The sequence below is a fragment of the Agrococcus sp. KRD186 genome, assembly GCF_017168255.1.
In the GTDB taxonomy this organism is placed as follows: domain Bacteria; phylum Actinomycetota; class Actinomycetes; order Actinomycetales; family Microbacteriaceae; genus Agrococcus.
The window spans coordinates 2684234-2699101 of record NZ_JABFAP010000001.1 but is presented as its reverse complement, the minus strand read 5'-3'; the positions used below and the strand labels follow the sequence as shown (position 1 = coordinate 2699101).

The window sequence follows — 14868 nt, the reverse complement described above, 5'->3', positions numbered from 1 at the left end:
ATCCATTCTACGAACGCGGTCGGGGCCGTCTTCCGATGTCTGCGACGGCCGCGAACACGCAGGCGCACACAAAGACAAGCACGAGTGTCACGACGATCGGCCCCTCAGCGACCGTCGTGATCGGCAGCGCCCAAACTTGCGCACTGCCGTCAGGGCGATCGCCGAGCAGCAACGAGATCGCGATCCATGCGACGAGGAGGCCCGTCAGCGCTGGTGGCACACCGCGACTTCCCAGGACGAGCGCGGCCGCGCCGAGAGCAAGACTCGGCACCAGGGCATGCGCTGCGCTCGGGATACCGGCCGCGGCGAGCGCCGCCGCGCCAAGCGGCAGCGCTGCCACGAGCGCGGCGTCGAGCAGCGCGGGGGCGGCTCTCACCGGCCCCATCAGGCGTTCCGTCTCCAACTGCCGGCGATGCCAGACCGAGACGACGAGCGGCAGGATGACGGTGGACGCCCCGAGATCGAGCCACTGCATGCCAGCCCGAATGGTCGGGTACGGCACGACCAGCGGCAGCGCGGCGACGATGATCCACGCAGCGCTGGCCGCGGCCATCGACAGACGAGCCCGAAGGAGCCATCTCACTGCGGACTGCGCACTCGCTCGGTCACTGCGAGATACGCCGCCTCCGCCACCTGGTGCAGTGCCGTCCCGTCTGGCGCACGCGCGAAGAACTCGGCGGCGTTGCCCTCGAACACGATGCGCCCGCCGTCGATGATCGCGACGGCGTGGTCGCCGCCGGGGATGCTGACCAGCTCGTGCGTGGCTGAGATGACCGCTGTGCGCTCGGAGAGCCGCTCGACCGCTGCGCGCACCGCGATCCGCTGCGCGGCGTCGAGGCCTGCATCGATCTCGTCGAGCAGGAGCAGACGAGGGCTGTGAACGACCGCTTGGGCGAGAGCGAGGCGTCGAAGCTCGCCGCCCGAGAGCTGGCTCGAGGCACGGCTCGCGAGCGCAGCGAGTGCCGCCACGTCGATCGCCGTCTCGCTCGCCTGCCATGCGTCGGTGCGGGACATGCCCTTGAGCCAGCCTGCGTACGCGATGACCTCTCGCACTGTCAGGCCGCGAAGACCCCGGAAGTGCTGCGGCGCGAGGCCCACGTGCCGGGCCCACGCACGGGATTGCACGTCGAGGCCGCCGGCGACGTCGGTCGTGACCACGCCGCGACTCGGCAGCAGCGTGCCACCCAGCACGGCCAACAGCGTTGACTTGCCAGCGCCGTTGGGCCCTAGCAAGGTGAGGGGAAGGCGATCGACCTTCCAGTCGAGTGCGTCGAAGACCATGCGACGACGAATCCCGCGACGGATCGTAAGGCCTGCGATTTCAAGTTGCATTCGCGACTCCACAGTGTTCTTGGATGGTGTCCACCCAGTCAGCGAACGCAAACAAAGCGCTCTCCGGGTCGGCAGCTCCGAGATGCTGGAGCGGATCGGTGCCCGCTGCCGGTGTCCAACCTAGAGCGCTTGCGGCGTACCCCGGGTCACCGCCGAGCGCAGCCGAGAGTAAGCCGCTGGCGCGCAACATCGCCTCGGACTCTTCCTCAGACTGAGGTCCCACGGACGAGATCGGCATCGAACCAGTCGAGTCGAGGCATCCGATCGACCACGTGTATGACTCGCCGAACTGCACTGCTATCCAGTCCGCCGGGTCAGTCACGCGCGTCGACAGGAACAGATCGGCGGCGCCTTCTGGATGCGGCGTCACAGTGCTCGGAGTTGGCAAGGCCGCGCGCTCGAGGACCGCATTGAATGCAGCGATGTGAGTCGTGAGCTCATCTCGGTCGCGTTCGACCTCAGGCCATAGGCAGAGTTCCACGTCGACTCCGACGCAGTGCAGCGCAGATGCCGATCGCGCGACTGTGCCGGGTGCCCGCACGTCCATCAATGGCGAAGCCAACATGCCTCCCACGACTGCCACGACTCCGAGCAGTGCGGCGCCGCGTGCCAATATCCGCCGCCGGTCAGCGACGCGCAGCATCGCCGCCAAGGCGAGGAACGCGAGGGGCGGACCGATGAGTAGCGCGGGGCTGATCGACGCATCGAGCGACTGCGTGGCATGGGGAAGCCAGGTGCCGCCGAGCACGCCAAGCGAGATCAACGCGGGATCGACCAGCCCGAAGGCGGAGATTGCGTAGCCAACGATCAGCGTCAATGGGCCGGCGACGACGGCGGTCACACTGCAACCGACCATCGCGCCCGCGATCACCGGGATTGACACCGCGCTGGCGACAGCGACAACCACAGCCACGAGCTGGTCCCCGCCGGTGTCAGGCGAGGTCGCGGTCGCGACCGACACCAGGCAGATGCCGAAGCCGACGATCAGGGCGAGCCACGCGGGCCAGATGCGTTGCAACACCTGTTGCCACACCGGCCTCGTCGGTCGAGTGCCGGAGCCCGCACGCCATTGCCGTGCCGTTGCGACCGCGACTGCCGAGCCTGCAGCGGCAACCGGCCCGGCCAACGCGAACCCCATGCCCGAGGTTGCGACGACGCTTTCCCACGTCGGCAGGGGCGCGACGAAGCCTGGCACGTCGATCGCCACCGCCAACACCATGACCGGCACAGCGCCGCTCCCGGCCCAGAACGACGCGTTGGAGAAGACCGGAGCCGCGAGCCGCACGCGGCTCAGCGAGATCGCCGCTACCAACCGATGAAGACGGCCCCTGCGTTCAGCCGCCAGTCCGTGCCCGTGCCGAACCACTGACCGCTCGACGTCCACCCGCTCAGGCGGAATCGATACGTGCCCGATCCGGGGTTGGCCCATGTATGCAGGATGCCAGGGGCCGACGTCCGGCTGCCGCGGCCGACCCAACCGACGCCCCACTGGTCGTACTGCAACTCCAGCTGCACCGAGGACGGCGTCGCGGACAAGGGTGTGTAGGGGAGGTAGACGTTCACGCTCGACAGTCGCACGCGCGTCGACACGTTCGTCGCGTTGGAGTCAGCCCAAGAGGAACTCGCAGAGCCAGGCCTCCACCCGGACATGGAGGTGTTGCGGTCTGCTTGCGCCGCGACCGCCGTAGAGGCAACCATCAGCCCTGCAAGGAGCATCCCAAGCATTCCGATCTTGACTCGCTTCATTGCGGTCTCCCTGCGGATGGAGCCGCCGACCGGCTCGCGTGACTTGGACGCTACCCCCCCCTGGACGCGACATGCAAGGGCTCGCGTTGACTCATCAGAAACCTCCGCGTAGATCGATACGTTGCCTCATGTAGGAATCTCCGTTTCGCGCTACGCCTGTCTCTGTGGAGCTGACGATGGTGGAACGCAAGGCTGTGACGAAGAAGTTGGCGGCCTCGTATCGAGCGGGTGACCGGGCGCGGAAGTCGCGACTGCTGGATGAGCTGATCGAACTCACGGGCTGGCATCGCGATTACGCGCGGGCGGCGCTGCGGGCCGCGGCGGCACCCGTGCGCCCGGTCAGGGCGCGGGCGCCGCGGACGCCGACCTACGGGCCGGAGCTGCAGCCGGCGCTGGTGCGCTGCTGGGCGGTGCTGCGGGCACCCGCCGGCAAGCTGCTCGCACCGATGCTGCCGGTGCTGGTGCCGATGCTGCGCCGCGAGGGCGAACTGGAGCTGACCGACGCGCAAGCGGCCCTGCTGACCCGGATGAGCGCGGCCACGATCGACCGGAAGCTCGCGTCCGAGCGGGCGAAGATGTTGCCGCGCGGCCGCTCGCATACGAAGCCCGGCAGCCTCCTCAAGTCCCAGATCCCGATCCGCACCTGGGCGGAATGGGACGACGCGGTCCCGGGCTTCGTGGAGATCGATCTGGTCGCCCACGACGGCGGCAACGCGTCGGGCGAGTTCTGCTTCACGCTCACCGTGACCGACATCGCCACCGGTTGGACCGTGAACCGGTCCGTGCCGAACAAAGCAGCCAAGTGGGTGTTCGAAGCGCTCCAGCAGGTCACCGCCGTGTTCCCGTTCCCGATCATCGGCATCGACTCCGACAACGGGACCGAGTTCATCAATCACAACCTGTTCCGCTACTGCGAGCTGCACCAGATCACGTTCACCAGGTCGCGATCGGGCAACAAGAACGACGGCGCCCACGTCGAGCAGAAGAACTGGTCCCGCGTGCGCGAGCTCGTCGGCTACCTCCGCTACGACACCACTGCCGAGCTTGAGCTGCTGAACCAGATCTGGGACCTCGACCGCGTCTTCACCAACCACCTGCTGCCGCAGCAGAAGCTGCTCTCCAAGACCCGTCAGGGCGCAAAAGTGATCAAGAAGCACGACGCCGGAGCGACCCCGCACCAGCGCGCCCTCCGGCACCCCACGACCCGGCCCATGGCCGTCCGACGAATCAACGCCGAGTTCAAACGCATCCGCGTCGGCGCGCTCTCACGCGCCATCCTCAACCTCACCGGACGACTCGAAACTCTCGCGATCGCGAAGCGGCCAGCGCCCCTCAAACCACCCATCAACCACGCCTGGAACGACTACGGCATGCGGAGATCCTGACGTGAGGCAACGACTGCACCCAGGCGGAGGTATTGACATGAGGCAACAGGGGGATGCGAACTTGCTTCTTGCAAAACTATACGCTCACGGGATGCTGAAGATCGCGTTGTCGATGAGGCGGACAGAGCCGACGCGGGCTGCGACGAGCACCTGCACGGGGCCGTGGTGCTGCTCGCCGGCGAACGCGAAGGTGCACGGGTCGACGATCGCGAGGTAGTCGAGCTGCACGCCGGTGTCGGACTGGAAGACCGACTGGGCTGCCGCGAGCATCGACTCGACGCCGCGGTCGGCCGCGGAGCCGGCGGCCTCGAGGGCGCGCGAGAGGGCGAGGGCGTCGCGCCGCTCCCCCGCCGAGAGCATCGCGTTGCGGCTCGAGAGGGCGAGGCCGTCGGGCTCCCGCACGGTCGGCACGCCGATGATCTCGACCGGCAGGTTGAGGTCGCGCACCAGGCGGCGCACGAGGAAGAGCTGCTGGGCGTCCTTCTCGCCGAAGACGGCGACGTCGGGCTGCACGATCGAGAACAGCTTCGCGACCACCGTCAGCACCCCGTCGTAGTGGCCAGGGCGGCTGCGGCCCTCGAGCACCGTGCCCAGGTGCCCGGCGGTGACGAGCGTGGCGCTGCGGCCGCCGTCGGGGTACATGTCTTCCACCGAGGGCATGAACACCGCCTCGACGCCGAGCACGATGAGCTGCTCGGTGTCGGCCTCCGGCATGCGCGGGTACCTGGCGAGATCCTCGTGCGGCCCGAACTGCAGCGGGTTGACGAACACCGACGCGATCACGACGTCGGCGTGCTCGCGTGCGACGCGCACGAGCTCGAGATGGCCGGCGTGCAGCGCGCCCATGGTCGGCACGAGCGCGACGCGCTTGCCCTCGGCTCGGGCGCTCGCGACGAACGCGCGGGCGTCGTCGATGGTGGTCAGGGTCTGGATGGGCATGCGCTCTCCACGGTGCGGGGCCTCGTAGAAGCCTAGAGGTGCCTAGGCTGGGCTCATGCCGCACCGCGCAGTCGTCATCACGGTCTCCGACCGCGCCGCCGCGGGCACGAGGGCGGATGCGTCGGGTCCCGTCGCGGTCGAGGCGCTGCGGCGGGCGGGATTCGCGTGCGACGACGCGGTCGTCGTGCCCGACGGCGCGGACTCGGTCGAGGCGGCGCTGCGCGATGCCCTCGCGGCACGGCCGCTGCTCGTGCTCACCAGCGGAGGCACCGGCATCGCGCCGAGCGACCAGACGCCGGAGGGCACCGACCGCGTGCTCGAGCGCCCGGTGCCGGGCATCGCCGAGGAGCTGCGCCGCATCGGTGCGGCCGCGGCCCCCGGCGGCCTCCTCTCCCGCGGTCTCGCGGGCATCGCGGGCGGCGCGCTGATCGTGAACCTCCCCGGCTCCCCCGGCGGGGTCGCCGACGGGGTCGAGGCGGTGCTGCGGGTCGCCGACCACGTCGCGAGCCAGCTGGGCGGCGGTGATCACCGATGAGCGAGGCGATGCACGCCGGCGCCGCTGCCGGCCCCGGGGCCGGTGCCGTGCGCCTCGCGCGCGTCGAGACCGTGCCGCTCGACCTGGCGGCGCACCTGGCCGCGGTGGAGGACGACACCGCCGGCGCGATCTCCACCTTCATCGGCCGCGTGCGCGATCACGACCCGCACGCGAGCGCGCCGGTCGTCGCGCTCGAGTACTCGGCGCACCCGGATGCGTCGGCGGCGCTGCGCGGCATCGCCGAGCGCGCCGCCGCGGGCACGCGGGCGGTGGTGGCGGTGAGCCACCGCGTCGGCACGCTGCAGGTGGGCGATCTGGCGGTCGTGATCGCGGTCGCCGCGCCGCACCGCGATGAGGCCTTCACCGTCTGCCGCGCCGTGATCGAGACGATCAAGCTGGAGCTGCCGGTGTGGAAGCGGCAGCACGCCGCCGACGGGTCCGCGCAGTGGCAGGGGCTCGGCGGCTGACCGCTCGCCCGGGTGGAGCCTTGGCGGCCGCGGCTCAGCCACCCGCGAACGGCGGCAGCACGTCGACGAGCTCGGCGTCGGCGAGCGAGGCGGCGTCGTCGACGCGAGAGCCGTCGACGAGCACCGCGCACTGCGACAGGATGCCGGCGAGCCCCGGATGGTCGGCGACCAGGCCGGCGCGCAGCGCGCCGACGGTCTGCTCGCCGCGCCGCTCCTCGTCGAGGCCGGTGGCCTCGAGCGCGGCCGCGAAGTAGCGCACGCGGGTCACGCCGAGCCCTCCACGCTGTCGGTGGCGGCGCGGGTCTGCCACCGGTCGGCGAGCTTCGTGATGGCGGCGACGGCGGCCTCGATCTGCTCCGGATCGCCGCCGCGGGAGCCCGCGACCAGGCCGGCGACGAACGCGCTCAGCGGTGCCGCCGGGCGGGCGACGCCGACCGCGACGTCGCGCGCGAGATCGAGCACGAGCGCGATCGGCACCGCATCGGCGGGCAGGTCGAAGTGCGTGCGCAGGGCTGCCGACCACTCGTCGAGCGCCTCCGGCGGCAGGGTGTGTGCGGTGCTCATAGCGCCTCCTCCTGGCTGTCCTCGGTCGCTCGCGCCGCGTCGGCCCGAGCACGTGCCTGCTCCAGATCGTCCCAGGTGTCGACGTCCGCCGCCAGCGCTGCTGGCGCGTCGGCGAGCTCGAGCGCGAGCCGCGCCAGCAGCATCCGCATCGAGGCGCCAGCGCCCGACTCCGGCAGCGCTGCCGCCGCAGAGCGCAGCGCGCTCGTGCGGTAGAGCCCGCACAGCCACTGCGCGCGTCCGCCGACCGCGAGGCAGCGGCCGTCGAGCCCCGCCGGCAGCGCCTCGATGCCGTCGCGCAGCCGCAGCGCGGCGGCGGGTGCCGCCGGCTGATCGCACGCGAGCACGAGGGTCCACGCGGGCTCAGGCGCCGACGCCGGCTCCGCGAGCGCCGCCACGATGCCGGCTGCCGGCCCGCCGAGCGGCGGCTGCTCCCGCACCCAGCGCACGTGCGCGCCCACCGCATCCGCCACCGGGCCCGCGACGGTCACCGGACTGCAGCCGAGCGCCTCGGCGGCGTCGATCGCGAGCTGCAGCAGGCTGCGCCCGCCGACCTCGAGCAGCGGCTTGTGCACGCCGCCCATGCGCGAGCCGCGCCCGCCCGCGAGCAGCACCGCCGCGCAGCCGCCCGCCGGGGCTGCGGCATCGGTCGCCGGCTCGCTCATCGGTCGCTCAGTCCGCCTGCGGCCGCACCCAGGTGCCGGAGCGGCCGCCCTCCTTCGCCACGATGCGCACGTGCTCGATCGAGGCGAGCCGATCCATGCCCTTCACCATGTCGATCACCGCGAGCGCGGCGACCGAGACGGCGGTGATCGCCTCCATCTCGACCCCCGTGCGGTCGGCGGTGCGCACGGTGGCCTCGATCTCGACGCCGTCGTCGACGACGGCCAGGTCGACGGCGGCCCCGTGGACGCCGATCACGTGCGCGAGCGGCAGCAGCTCTGCGGTGCGCTTGGCCGCCTGGATGCCGGCGATGCGGGCGAGCGCGAGCACGTCGCCCTTGGGCACGGTGCCGTCGCGCAGCGCGGCGATCACCTCGGCGCTGCAGCGCACCGAGCCGCGCGCGGTCGCGGCGCGGACGGTGGGCGTCTTGCCGGTGACATCGACCATGCGGGCGTGCCCGGCGGCATCCAGATGCGTGAAGCTCATGCGACCACCATGACATCGACGAGGTCGCCCTCGGTCACCTGCTCGGTCTGCGCCGGCACCACCGCGTACGCCTCGGCGTGCGCGAGCCCGCCCGCGAGGTGCGATCCGGAGCCGCCGGCCGTCGCTGGGGCGACGCGCCAGCGCGCCGGGTCGGATCGGTCGATCGCGGCGGGCAGATACTGCCGCCGCCCGGGCGGGCATCGCCAGCCGACCGCGGCCGGCAGCCGCAGCGCCGGTCGCGCGAGCTCGCCCGCACCCTGCATCGCCTGCAGCGCCGGGCGCACGAAGACCTCGAACGAGACGGCCGCGCTCACCGGGTTGCCGGGCAGGCCGAACAGCAGCATGCCGCCGGCGGTCTCGCCGAAGCCCTGCGGCTTGCCCGGCTGCATCGCGACCTTCGTGAAGGTCATCGTGCCGCTGAGCGCCGCGCGCACCGGCTCGTAGGCGCCGGCGCTCACGCCACCGCTGCTCACCAGGGCGTCGGCGCCGGCGGCCTCGGCCTCGGCGACCGCCGCGACCAGGTCGTCGCCGCCGTCGCCCACCGTGCGCACCAGCACGACCTCGGCCCCCGCGTCGGCCGCGAGCGCCGCGAGCAGCACGCTGTTCGACTCGGGGATCTGGCCGCGCCGCAGCGCAGCGCCCGCGGTCACGAGCTCGGCGCCCGTGGAGACCACCGCCACGCGCGGCCGGCGCGACACGATCGCCTGCGGCACCCCTGCCGCGGCGATCGCCTGCAGCGCGAGCGGGCTGAGCCGCACGCCGGGTGCCAGCAGGGGGTCGCCGGCGCGCAGATCCTCGCCGCGGCGGCGCACGTGGCGGCCGCGCGCGGCCGGTGCGCGCAGCACCTCGACGACGCCGAGCGAGTCGGCGAGGCCGCCCGCGGTGTCCTCGAACGGCACGACCGTGTCGGCGGCCGTCGGCATCGGTGCGCCGGTCATGATGCGCGCGGCCTGCCCCGCCTCGAGCGCGGGGTCGAGGCCCGAGCCGGCCGGCACATCGGCGACCACCGCGAGCCGCGCCGGCAGCGCGGCGAGGTCGTCGAAGCACACCGCGAAGCCGTCCATCGCCGAGTTGTCGAACACCGGGATGTCGACCAGGGCGCGCACCGGCTCGCGCAGCACGCGGCCGAGCGCGAGCGCGACCGGCAGCGTCTCCGTCGGCAGCGCGCGCACGCGTGCGAGCACGGTCGCGAGCTGCGCCTCGACCTCGATCGGCGCGCCGGTCACGCCCGGGCGCCCTGCCGCCGGGCGTCCCACGCGAGCATCCCGCCCGCGAGCACCGCGGCGTCGACGCCCACCGCCTGCAGCGCCGCGGCGGCGGCGTGCGCGCGCGGGCCCGTGCGGCACACGACGACCGTCTGCTCGCCGTCGCCGGCGGCCGCGCGCGGGTCGGCGAGCAGCGCGGCGAGCGGCAGGTGCTGCGCGCCGGGGATCATGCCCGCTGCCACCTCGTCATGCTCGCGCACGTCGAGCACGCGCGCCCCGGCCAGGGCGGCTTCCCCCACCTCGCGCACGCGCGGCGCGGCGCCCGGCAGTGCGGCGGCCCGTGCGGGGCGCACGCGCAGCTCGCGCTGCGTCGCGCGCAGCCCATCGATGACGAGCACCCGACCGAGCAGGCTCTCCCCCACGCCGGTGATGAGCTTGATCGCCTCGAGCGCCATCAGCGAGCCCACCTGCAGGCACAGCGCGCCCATCACCCCGACCTGCGCGCATGAGGGCAGCTCGCCGACCGACTCCGGCGGATGCAGGTCGGCGAGCACCACCGGGGCGACGCCCACGGGCGGCGCGCTCCAGAAGACGGTCACCTGCGCGTCGAAGGCCTGGATCGTCCCCCACACGAGCGGCACGCCGAGCTGCTCGCAGGCGCTCGCGACCATCGCCCGAGTGTCGAAGCTGTCGGAACCGTCGATCACCAGGTGCGCGCCGCGCAGGGCGTCGGCGGTGTTCGCCGGCGTGAGCCGCAGCTCGAGCGGCACCACTCGCGTCTCGGAGAGCTCCGGCGCCACGCGGGCGGCGGAGTCGACCTTGGGCGAGCCGACATCGCTGAGCCGATGGATGACCTGCCGGTGCAGGTTCGAGATCTCGACCACGTCGTCGTCGATCACGGTGAGGGTGCCGACGCCCGCGGAGGCGAGGGCGAGCACGAGCGGCGAGCCGAGCCCGCCGGCGCCGATGATCGCGACGTGCGCGGCTGCCAGCCGGCGCTGGCCGAGCTCGCCCAGCTGGGGCAGGCGCGCGTGGCGCGCGGTGCGCAGGCGCTCGCGCTCCGACAGCGCGGCGATCGGCTCGACCAGCGGGGCCATTCCCATGCCGCCAGGCTACGCGGAACGCTGCCGTACGGCTACGATCGGGCCACGCAGTCGCAGATCACCCGAAATCAGGCTGGATTCTCCGCATCTGCGGCGATACGGTCGGCGCATGCAGTCGTTCAAGGTGGCGCAGGCGGCGCAGCTGCTCGGGGTCAGCGACGACACCGTGCGCCGATGGATCGAGCAGGGCGAGCTGCCGGTGGGCGAGGGCCGGCCGATCGAGGTGCCCGGCGACGCGCTCGCCGCCAAGGCGCTCGAGCTGGCCGCGGCGCCCGCCGACCCCGACGGCACGCGCTCGAGCGCCCGCAACCGTTTCGTGGGGCTGGTCGTGCGCGTGCAGCGCGACGGCGTCATGGCGCAGGTCGACATCCAGGCGGGCCCGCACCGGGTCGTCTCGCTGCTCTCGGCCGAGGCGGTCGACGAGCTGGGGCTCGAGATCGGCTCGCTGGCGGCGGCGGTCGTGAAGGCGACCCACGTCGTGGTCGAGACGCCGAGGGCATGATGCGGCGCCGGGTGGCGGCGGCGGTCGCGGCGGCGCTGCTGCTCGCGGGGTGCAGCCCCGCGGACGGCGGCGGCCCGGCAGCTCCCGGCGACGAGCCGACCGCCGCCCTCACGATCGCCTCGGCCGCATCGCTCGCCGAGGCGATGGCCACGATCGCCGAGGCCTTCGAGCGCACCCGCCCGGGCATCGACGTGCGGCCGATCGTGAGCGACGGCTCCGCCACCCTCGCCACCCAGATCCGCGCCGGCGCGCCCTACGACGTCTTCGTCTCGGCCGACGAGCCCAGCATGGCGGGCGTGGCCGAGCTGGTCGGCGAGCCGGTGCCGCTGGCGACCAACCGGCTCGTGATCGTCGTGCCGTCGGGCAACCCGGGTGGCGTGCGCGGGCTCGCCGACCTGGCCGACGTCTCCACCGTGCTCTGCGCCCCCGAGGTGCCGTGCGGCGCCGCCTCCGCGCGCCTGCTGGCGCTGCACGGGCTCGACGTGCGGCCGGTGAGCCTCGAGCAGAGCGTGCGCGGGGTGCTCGCGAAGGTCGAGGCGGACGCGGTCGACGCCGGACTCGTCTACTCGACCGACGCAGCCGCATCCGCTTCGGTCGAGACCATCGCGGTCGCCGGCGCCGAGCAGGTCGTCAACCGCGCGATGGCCGCCGTGGTGCTCGACTCGCCCGAGCCGCAGCTGGCGGCCGAGCTCGTGCGCTTCATCGCCGGCGATGAGGGCCGCGCCGTGCTCGACGGCCTCGGGTTCGGGGCGCCGTGACCGGGCGAACGGATGCGTCGTGGCCGTGGCCGCCGGTGCTCGCAGTGCCGATCGTGGTCGGGCTGCTGCTGCTGGTGGTGCCGATGGCCGCGCTGGTGGGGCAGGTCGAATGGGCGAGCCTGGGCGCCGACATCGCCTCGCCGGAGGCGCTCAGCGCGCTCGGCCTCTCGCTCGGCACCGCGCTGCTGGCCACCGCGATCTGCCTGCTGCTCGGGGCGCCGCTGGCGATCGCGATCGCCAGGGCGGGCGACCGCACTGCCGCGTGGCTGCGCGCGATCGTGACGATTCCGCTGGTGCTGCCGCCGCTGGTCGACGGGGTGGCGCTGCTGGCGCTGCTGGGGCGCGACGGCCCGCTCGGCCGCGTGCTGGCGGTCTGGGGCGTGGAGGTGCCGTTCACGACCTCCGCGGTGGTGCTCGCGCAGACCTTCGTGTCGCTGCCGTTCCTGGTGCTGGCGATCGAGGGCACGGTGCGCGCCCGCGGCATCGCGCTCGAGCGCACGGCGGCGTCGCTCGGTGCGCCCCCGTGGACGGTGCTGCTGCGCGTCACCCTGCCGCTGGCGGCACCCGGGCTGCTGGCCGGCACCACGCTGTGCTTCGCGCGCGCCCTGGGCGAGTTCGGCGCCACCGCGATCTTCGCCGGCAACGCGCCGGGGGTGACCCGCACGATGCCGCTGGCGATCTACACCGCCTTCCACGGCACCGGCGCCACCCAGGCGACGGCGATCGCCCTGTCGCTGCTGCTGCTCGTGAGTGCCATCGCGGTGCTGCTGCTCGCGCGCGCCTGGCGGCCTGGTGCGATGACGGGGAGCGTGCGATGAGCGGGAGCGTGCGATGCCGGGAGCGTGCGATGCCGGGGAGCGTGCGGTGAGCGGCGCGGCGCTCGACGCCCGCATCGTCGTCCACCGCGCGCACGGCATGACCGTGCGCGCGCACGTGCGCGCCGCCGCGGGCGAGGCGGTGGCACTCATCGGGCCGAGCGGGGCGGGCAAGTCGACGATCCTGCAGGCGATCGCGGGCGAGGCGCCGCTGGCCGACGGAGAGGTCGTGATCGGCGAGCGGTCGGTCGCCACGGCCCGGCGGAGCCTGCCCGCGCACCGCAGGGGCGTCGTGCTGCTCGACCAGCACCCGCGGCTGTTCCCGCACCTGACGGCGGGCGAGAACGTCGCCTTCGGGCTGCGGGCGAGCGGCGTCGCGAAGGCGGCAGCGGCCGAGCGGGCAGACGCGTGGCTCGACCGGGTCGGGCTGCGCGGGCTCGGCGATCGCGCGCCCGAGCGGCTCTCGGGCGGCCAGCAGCAGCGCGTCGCCCTCGCCCGCGCGCTCGCGGTGGAGCCGGCGCTCGTGCTGCTCGACGAGCCCTTCACCTCGCTCGACGTCGAGACCGCGGCCGACGTGCGCGCCCTCGTGCACGAGCAGCTCGCCTCGAGCGGAGCGACCGCGCTCGTGGTCACGCATGCGGCAGCGGATGCGGCGGCGCTCGCCGCTCGGATCGTCGTCATCGAGCACGGCCGGGTCGCGCAGCATGGTGCGCTGCGCGCGGTGCTGGAGCGGCCCGCGACCCGCTTCGCTGCCGCCTTCGCCGACGTGAACCGCATCGAGGGCGTCGTGCGGGACGGCGTGTGGACAGCCGGCGGCGGCCTCCGGCTCGACGCGCGGGCGCAGGCCTCGGCGAGCACGGACGGCGCGACTGCGGCCGACGGCGACGCGGCCGCAGTCGTGCGACCAGCGGACGTGCGCCTGACAGCCGCAGGCGCCGCGGCCGCCCGTGGCACGGAGCTCGGCACCCACGCAGATGCCGGGCGCGCCGGTGGCGCGGAGTTCGGCGGCGAGGCCACGGTGCTGCGCGTGCTGCGGCTGCCGGCCGGCCTGCGGGTGGTGGTGGCCCTCGACGGCGCTGCACCGGACGCGCCGGGGATCGCGGCCGACCTCGACGAGCGCACCGCGGCCGAGCCGGCACTGCGCCCGGGCGCGCGCGTGCGCGTGTCGATCGATCCGCAGCGGCTGCGGCTGGTGCCACACCAGGGCTCGCCGAACGCGGCGCCCGCGCCTACCGTGGAGGCATGACCGCTCACGAGCCCCGCCCGTCGCGCACTGTCAGCCGCCGCTTCGGCGACCACGCGGCGGTGGTCGCGGTCGCGACCGACCCCGAGACCTTCTCGAGCGCCGTCTCCCGCCACCTGCAGGTGCCGAACGGGCTGGACGGCGAGGCGCACCGGCGGGCGCGCGCCATGCTCGACCCGTTCCTCGACGCGCAGCGCGTCGCCGCGTACACGCCCGCGTTCGTGCGAGTCGCGCAGCAGCTACTCGAGCAGCTGGCCGGCAGGGCCGCGTTCGATGCGGTCAGCGAGCTCGGCGCGCGGTACGCGGTGCGGGCGCAGTCAGCCTGGCTGGGCTGGCCGGCGTCGATCGAGGACGATCTGCTGCAGTGGGTCGCCGACAACCGGGCTGCCACGCGATCGGGCGACCGCACCCGCCTGGCCGGTGTCGCCGTGCGGTTCGACGCGATCGTGCGCGCCCGGGTGGAGGAGCGCATGGGTGCCGACGCGCCCGACGACCTCACCACCGAGCTCGTGCGCACGCGCGACGCCGAGGGCATGCCGCTGTCGCAGGAGGTGCTGGTGTCGGTGCTGCGGAACTGGACCGGCGGCGACCTCGCCTCCCTGGCGCTCTGCGTCGGGGTGGTGGTGGCCTGGCTCACCGAGCACCCCGAGCACGCCGAGCGGCTGGCCGCGGCGGACGACGCCGAGCTGGATGCGGTGCTGGACGAGATCCTGCGCCTCGACGACCCCTTCCTCGCCAACCGGCGCATCGCCACCCGCGCGACCGAGGTCGCGGGCTGTCCGGTCGCGCACGAGGAGGTCGTCGCCCTCGACTGGCGCGAGGCGAACGTCGACCCGGCCCGCTTCGCGCAGCCGCGTGCCTTCGACCCGCACGGCAACGCATCCGCCAACCTCGTCTGGGGGATCGGCCCGCACGTGTGCCCGGGGCGGCCGCTCGCGACGCTGCAGCTGCGCGTGATCACGCGCGAGCTGCTGCGCACCGGCAGCGTGCGCGCCGCCGAGGAGCACGGTGGCATCGAGCGGGAGACGCCGCCCGCCGGCGGCTACCGCCGCTTCATGGCGGCGCTCGAGCGGCACGATGCGTGACGGATGCGCGCGGCGCGCGGGCGTGACGGATGCGCGATGCGCG

At 73.8% G+C, this 14868-nt stretch carries 18 protein-coding genes; 8 read left to right on the top strand and 10 right to left on the bottom strand.

Annotation, left to right across the window (positions count from 1 at the left end):
* Nucleotides 1-7: 7 nt before the first annotated feature.
* The 3 genes from J1M46_RS13260 to J1M46_RS13250 are packed head-to-tail and all read right to left on the bottom strand — an operon-like array spanning nucleotide 8 to nucleotide 2761.
* Complete coding sequence (locus J1M46_RS13260; RefSeq protein ID WP_206448226.1) at nucleotides 8-553, bottom strand: hypothetical protein; 546 nt, start codon at nucleotides 551-553, stop codon at nucleotides 8-10.
* A 26-nt stretch (nucleotides 554-579) separates the two neighbouring features.
* Nucleotides 580-1281, bottom strand: a complete 702-nt coding sequence (locus J1M46_RS13255) for an ATP-binding cassette domain-containing protein (protein WP_206448225.1) — start codon at nucleotides 1279-1281, stop codon at nucleotides 580-582.
* A 40-nt stretch (nucleotides 1282-1321) separates the two neighbouring features.
* Nucleotides 1322-2761, bottom strand: a complete 1440-nt coding sequence (locus J1M46_RS13250) for a hypothetical protein (protein ID WP_206448224.1) — start codon at nucleotides 2759-2761, stop codon at nucleotides 1322-1324.
* 481 nt (nucleotides 2762-3242) lie between these two features.
* Here J1M46_RS13250 and J1M46_RS13245 point away from each other — a divergent pair, with 481 nt between their 5' ends.
* Nucleotides 3243-4463, top strand: coding sequence for an integrase catalytic domain-containing protein (locus J1M46_RS13245; RefSeq protein ID WP_342384382.1), 1221 nt, complete (start codon nucleotides 3243-3245; stop codon nucleotides 4461-4463).
* A gap of 84 nt (nucleotides 4464-4547) precedes the next feature.
* On the opposite strand, the gene panC is transcribed toward J1M46_RS13245, so the two are convergent.
* Nucleotides 4548-5402, bottom strand: coding sequence for a pantoate--beta-alanine ligase (panC, locus tag J1M46_RS13240; protein ID WP_206448223.1), 855 nt, complete (start codon nucleotides 5400-5402; stop codon nucleotides 4548-4550).
* Between the two features lie 55 nt (nucleotides 5403-5457).
* Here panC and J1M46_RS13235 point away from each other — a divergent pair, with 55 nt between their 5' ends.
* Nucleotides 5458-5937, top strand: coding sequence for a MogA/MoaB family molybdenum cofactor biosynthesis protein (locus tag J1M46_RS13235; protein ID WP_206448222.1), 480 nt, complete (start codon nucleotides 5458-5460; stop codon nucleotides 5935-5937).
* Nucleotides 5934-6404: a molybdenum cofactor biosynthesis protein MoaE gene (locus tag J1M46_RS13230; RefSeq protein WP_241249126.1), complete on the top strand. Its 471-nt coding sequence runs from the start codon at nucleotides 5934-5936 to the stop codon at nucleotides 6402-6404. The genes J1M46_RS13235 and J1M46_RS13230 overlap by 4 nt, the downstream gene beginning before the upstream one ends.
* A gap of 34 nt (nucleotides 6405-6438) precedes the next feature.
* Here J1M46_RS13230 and J1M46_RS13225 read toward each other — a convergent pair whose 3' ends face one another.
* The 6 genes from J1M46_RS13225 to J1M46_RS13200 are packed head-to-tail and all read right to left on the bottom strand — an operon-like array spanning nucleotide 6439 to nucleotide 10422.
* On the bottom strand, nucleotides 6439-6672 hold the full coding sequence (locus J1M46_RS13225) for a MoaD/ThiS family protein (protein ID WP_092915984.1): 234 nt from the start codon (nucleotides 6670-6672) through the stop codon (nucleotides 6439-6441).
* Entirely contained in the window at nucleotides 6669-6968 is a 300-nt protein-coding gene (locus J1M46_RS13220) for a DUF6457 domain-containing protein (RefSeq protein ID WP_206448221.1), read from the bottom strand. The genes J1M46_RS13225 and J1M46_RS13220 overlap by 4 nt, the downstream gene beginning before the upstream one ends.
* Nucleotides 6965-7630 (bottom strand): molybdenum cofactor guanylyltransferase, encoded by a 666-nt coding sequence (gene mobA, locus J1M46_RS13215; RefSeq protein ID WP_206448220.1) that lies wholly within the window; start codon nucleotides 7628-7630, stop codon nucleotides 6965-6967. Before mobA ends, J1M46_RS13220 begins: the two co-directional genes overlap by 4 nt.
* Nucleotides 7631-7637: 7 nt before the next feature.
* Nucleotides 7638-8114 carry a cyclic pyranopterin monophosphate synthase MoaC gene (moaC, locus tag J1M46_RS13210; RefSeq protein WP_206448219.1) on the bottom strand — a complete coding sequence of 159 codons (477 nt, stop codon included), beginning with the start codon at nucleotides 8112-8114 and terminating at the stop codon, nucleotides 7638-7640.
* Nucleotides 8111-9340: a molybdopterin-binding protein gene (locus J1M46_RS13205; RefSeq protein WP_206448218.1), complete on the bottom strand. Its 1230-nt coding sequence runs from the start codon at nucleotides 9338-9340 to the stop codon at nucleotides 8111-8113. Before J1M46_RS13205 ends, moaC begins: the two co-directional genes overlap by 4 nt.
* Nucleotides 9337-10422 carry a ThiF family adenylyltransferase gene (locus J1M46_RS13200; protein ID WP_206448217.1) on the bottom strand — a complete coding sequence of 362 codons (1086 nt, stop codon included), beginning with the start codon at nucleotides 10420-10422 and terminating at the stop codon, nucleotides 9337-9339. The genes J1M46_RS13205 and J1M46_RS13200 overlap by 4 nt, the downstream gene beginning before the upstream one ends.
* Before the next feature lie 109 nt (nucleotides 10423-10531).
* Between J1M46_RS13200 and J1M46_RS13195 the strand changes: the two genes are divergently transcribed.
* From J1M46_RS13195 to J1M46_RS13175, 5 genes are read left to right on the top strand one after another with little or no spacing between them, the layout of a single operon-like run.
* Nucleotides 10532-10924, top strand: coding sequence for a TOBE domain-containing protein (locus J1M46_RS13195; protein WP_206448216.1), 393 nt, complete (start codon nucleotides 10532-10534; stop codon nucleotides 10922-10924).
* Nucleotides 10921-11682, top strand: a complete 762-nt coding sequence (modA, locus tag J1M46_RS13190; RefSeq protein WP_342384381.1) for a molybdate ABC transporter substrate-binding protein — start codon at nucleotides 10921-10923, stop codon at nucleotides 11680-11682. Before J1M46_RS13195 ends, modA begins: the two co-directional genes overlap by 4 nt.
* Entirely contained in the window at nucleotides 11679-12500 is an 822-nt protein-coding gene (modB, locus tag J1M46_RS13185; RefSeq protein ID WP_342384380.1) for a molybdate ABC transporter permease subunit, read from the top strand. Before modA ends, modB begins: the two co-directional genes overlap by 4 nt.
* 46 nt (nucleotides 12501-12546) lie before the next feature.
* Nucleotides 12547-13743, top strand: a complete 1197-nt coding sequence (locus J1M46_RS13180) for an ABC transporter ATP-binding protein (protein ID WP_318255311.1) — start codon at nucleotides 12547-12549, stop codon at nucleotides 13741-13743.
* Nucleotides 13740-14825 carry a cytochrome P450 gene (locus tag J1M46_RS13175; RefSeq protein WP_206448215.1) on the top strand — a complete coding sequence of 362 codons (1086 nt, stop codon included), beginning with the start codon at nucleotides 13740-13742 and terminating at the stop codon, nucleotides 14823-14825. The genes J1M46_RS13180 and J1M46_RS13175 overlap by 4 nt, the downstream gene beginning before the upstream one ends.
* Nucleotides 14826-14868: the final 43 nt, after the last annotated feature.

Bases quoted from the DNA above. Each gene is read 5' to 3' on its own strand.
- J1M46_RS13200 (WP_206448217.1), bottom strand. From the start codon at position 10,422: ATGGGAATGGCCCCGCTGGTCGAGCCGATCGCCGCGCTGTCGGAGCGC.
- J1M46_RS13255 (WP_206448225.1), bottom strand. From the start codon at position 1,281: ATGGTCTTCGACGCACTCGACTGGAAGGTCGATCGCCTTCCCCTCACC.
- modA (WP_342384381.1), top strand. From the start codon at position 10,921: ATGATGCGGCGCCGGGTGGCGGCGGCGGTCGCGGCGGCGCTGCTGCTC.
- J1M46_RS13250 (WP_206448224.1), bottom strand. From the start codon at position 2,761: ATGGGCCAACCCCGGATCGGGCACGTATCGATTCCGCCTGAGCGGGTG.
- J1M46_RS13235 (WP_206448222.1), top strand. From the start codon at position 5,458: ATGCCGCACCGCGCAGTCGTCATCACGGTCTCCGACCGCGCCGCCGCG.
- J1M46_RS13230 (WP_241249126.1), top strand. From the start codon at position 5,934: ATGAGCGAGGCGATGCACGCCGGCGCCGCTGCCGGCCCCGGGGCCGGT.
- J1M46_RS13220 (WP_206448221.1), bottom strand. From the start codon at position 6,968: ATGAGCACCGCACACACCCTGCCGCCGGAGGCGCTCGACGAGTGGTCG.
- J1M46_RS13175 (WP_206448215.1), top strand. From the start codon at position 13,740: ATGACCGCTCACGAGCCCCGCCCGTCGCGCACTGTCAGCCGCCGCTTC.
- moaC (WP_206448219.1), bottom strand. From the start codon at position 8,114: ATGAGCTTCACGCATCTGGATGCCGCCGGGCACGCCCGCATGGTCGAT.
- J1M46_RS13195 (WP_206448216.1), top strand. From the start codon at position 10,532: ATGCAGTCGTTCAAGGTGGCGCAGGCGGCGCAGCTGCTCGGGGTCAGC.
- mobA (WP_206448220.1), bottom strand. From the start codon at position 7,630: ATGAGCGAGCCGGCGACCGATGCCGCAGCCCCGGCGGGCGGCTGCGCG.
- J1M46_RS13260 (WP_206448226.1), bottom strand. From the start codon at position 553: ATGGCCGCGGCCAGCGCTGCGTGGATCATCGTCGCCGCGCTGCCGCTG.
- panC (WP_206448223.1), bottom strand. From the start codon at position 5,402: ATGCCCATCCAGACCCTGACCACCATCGACGACGCCCGCGCGTTCGTC.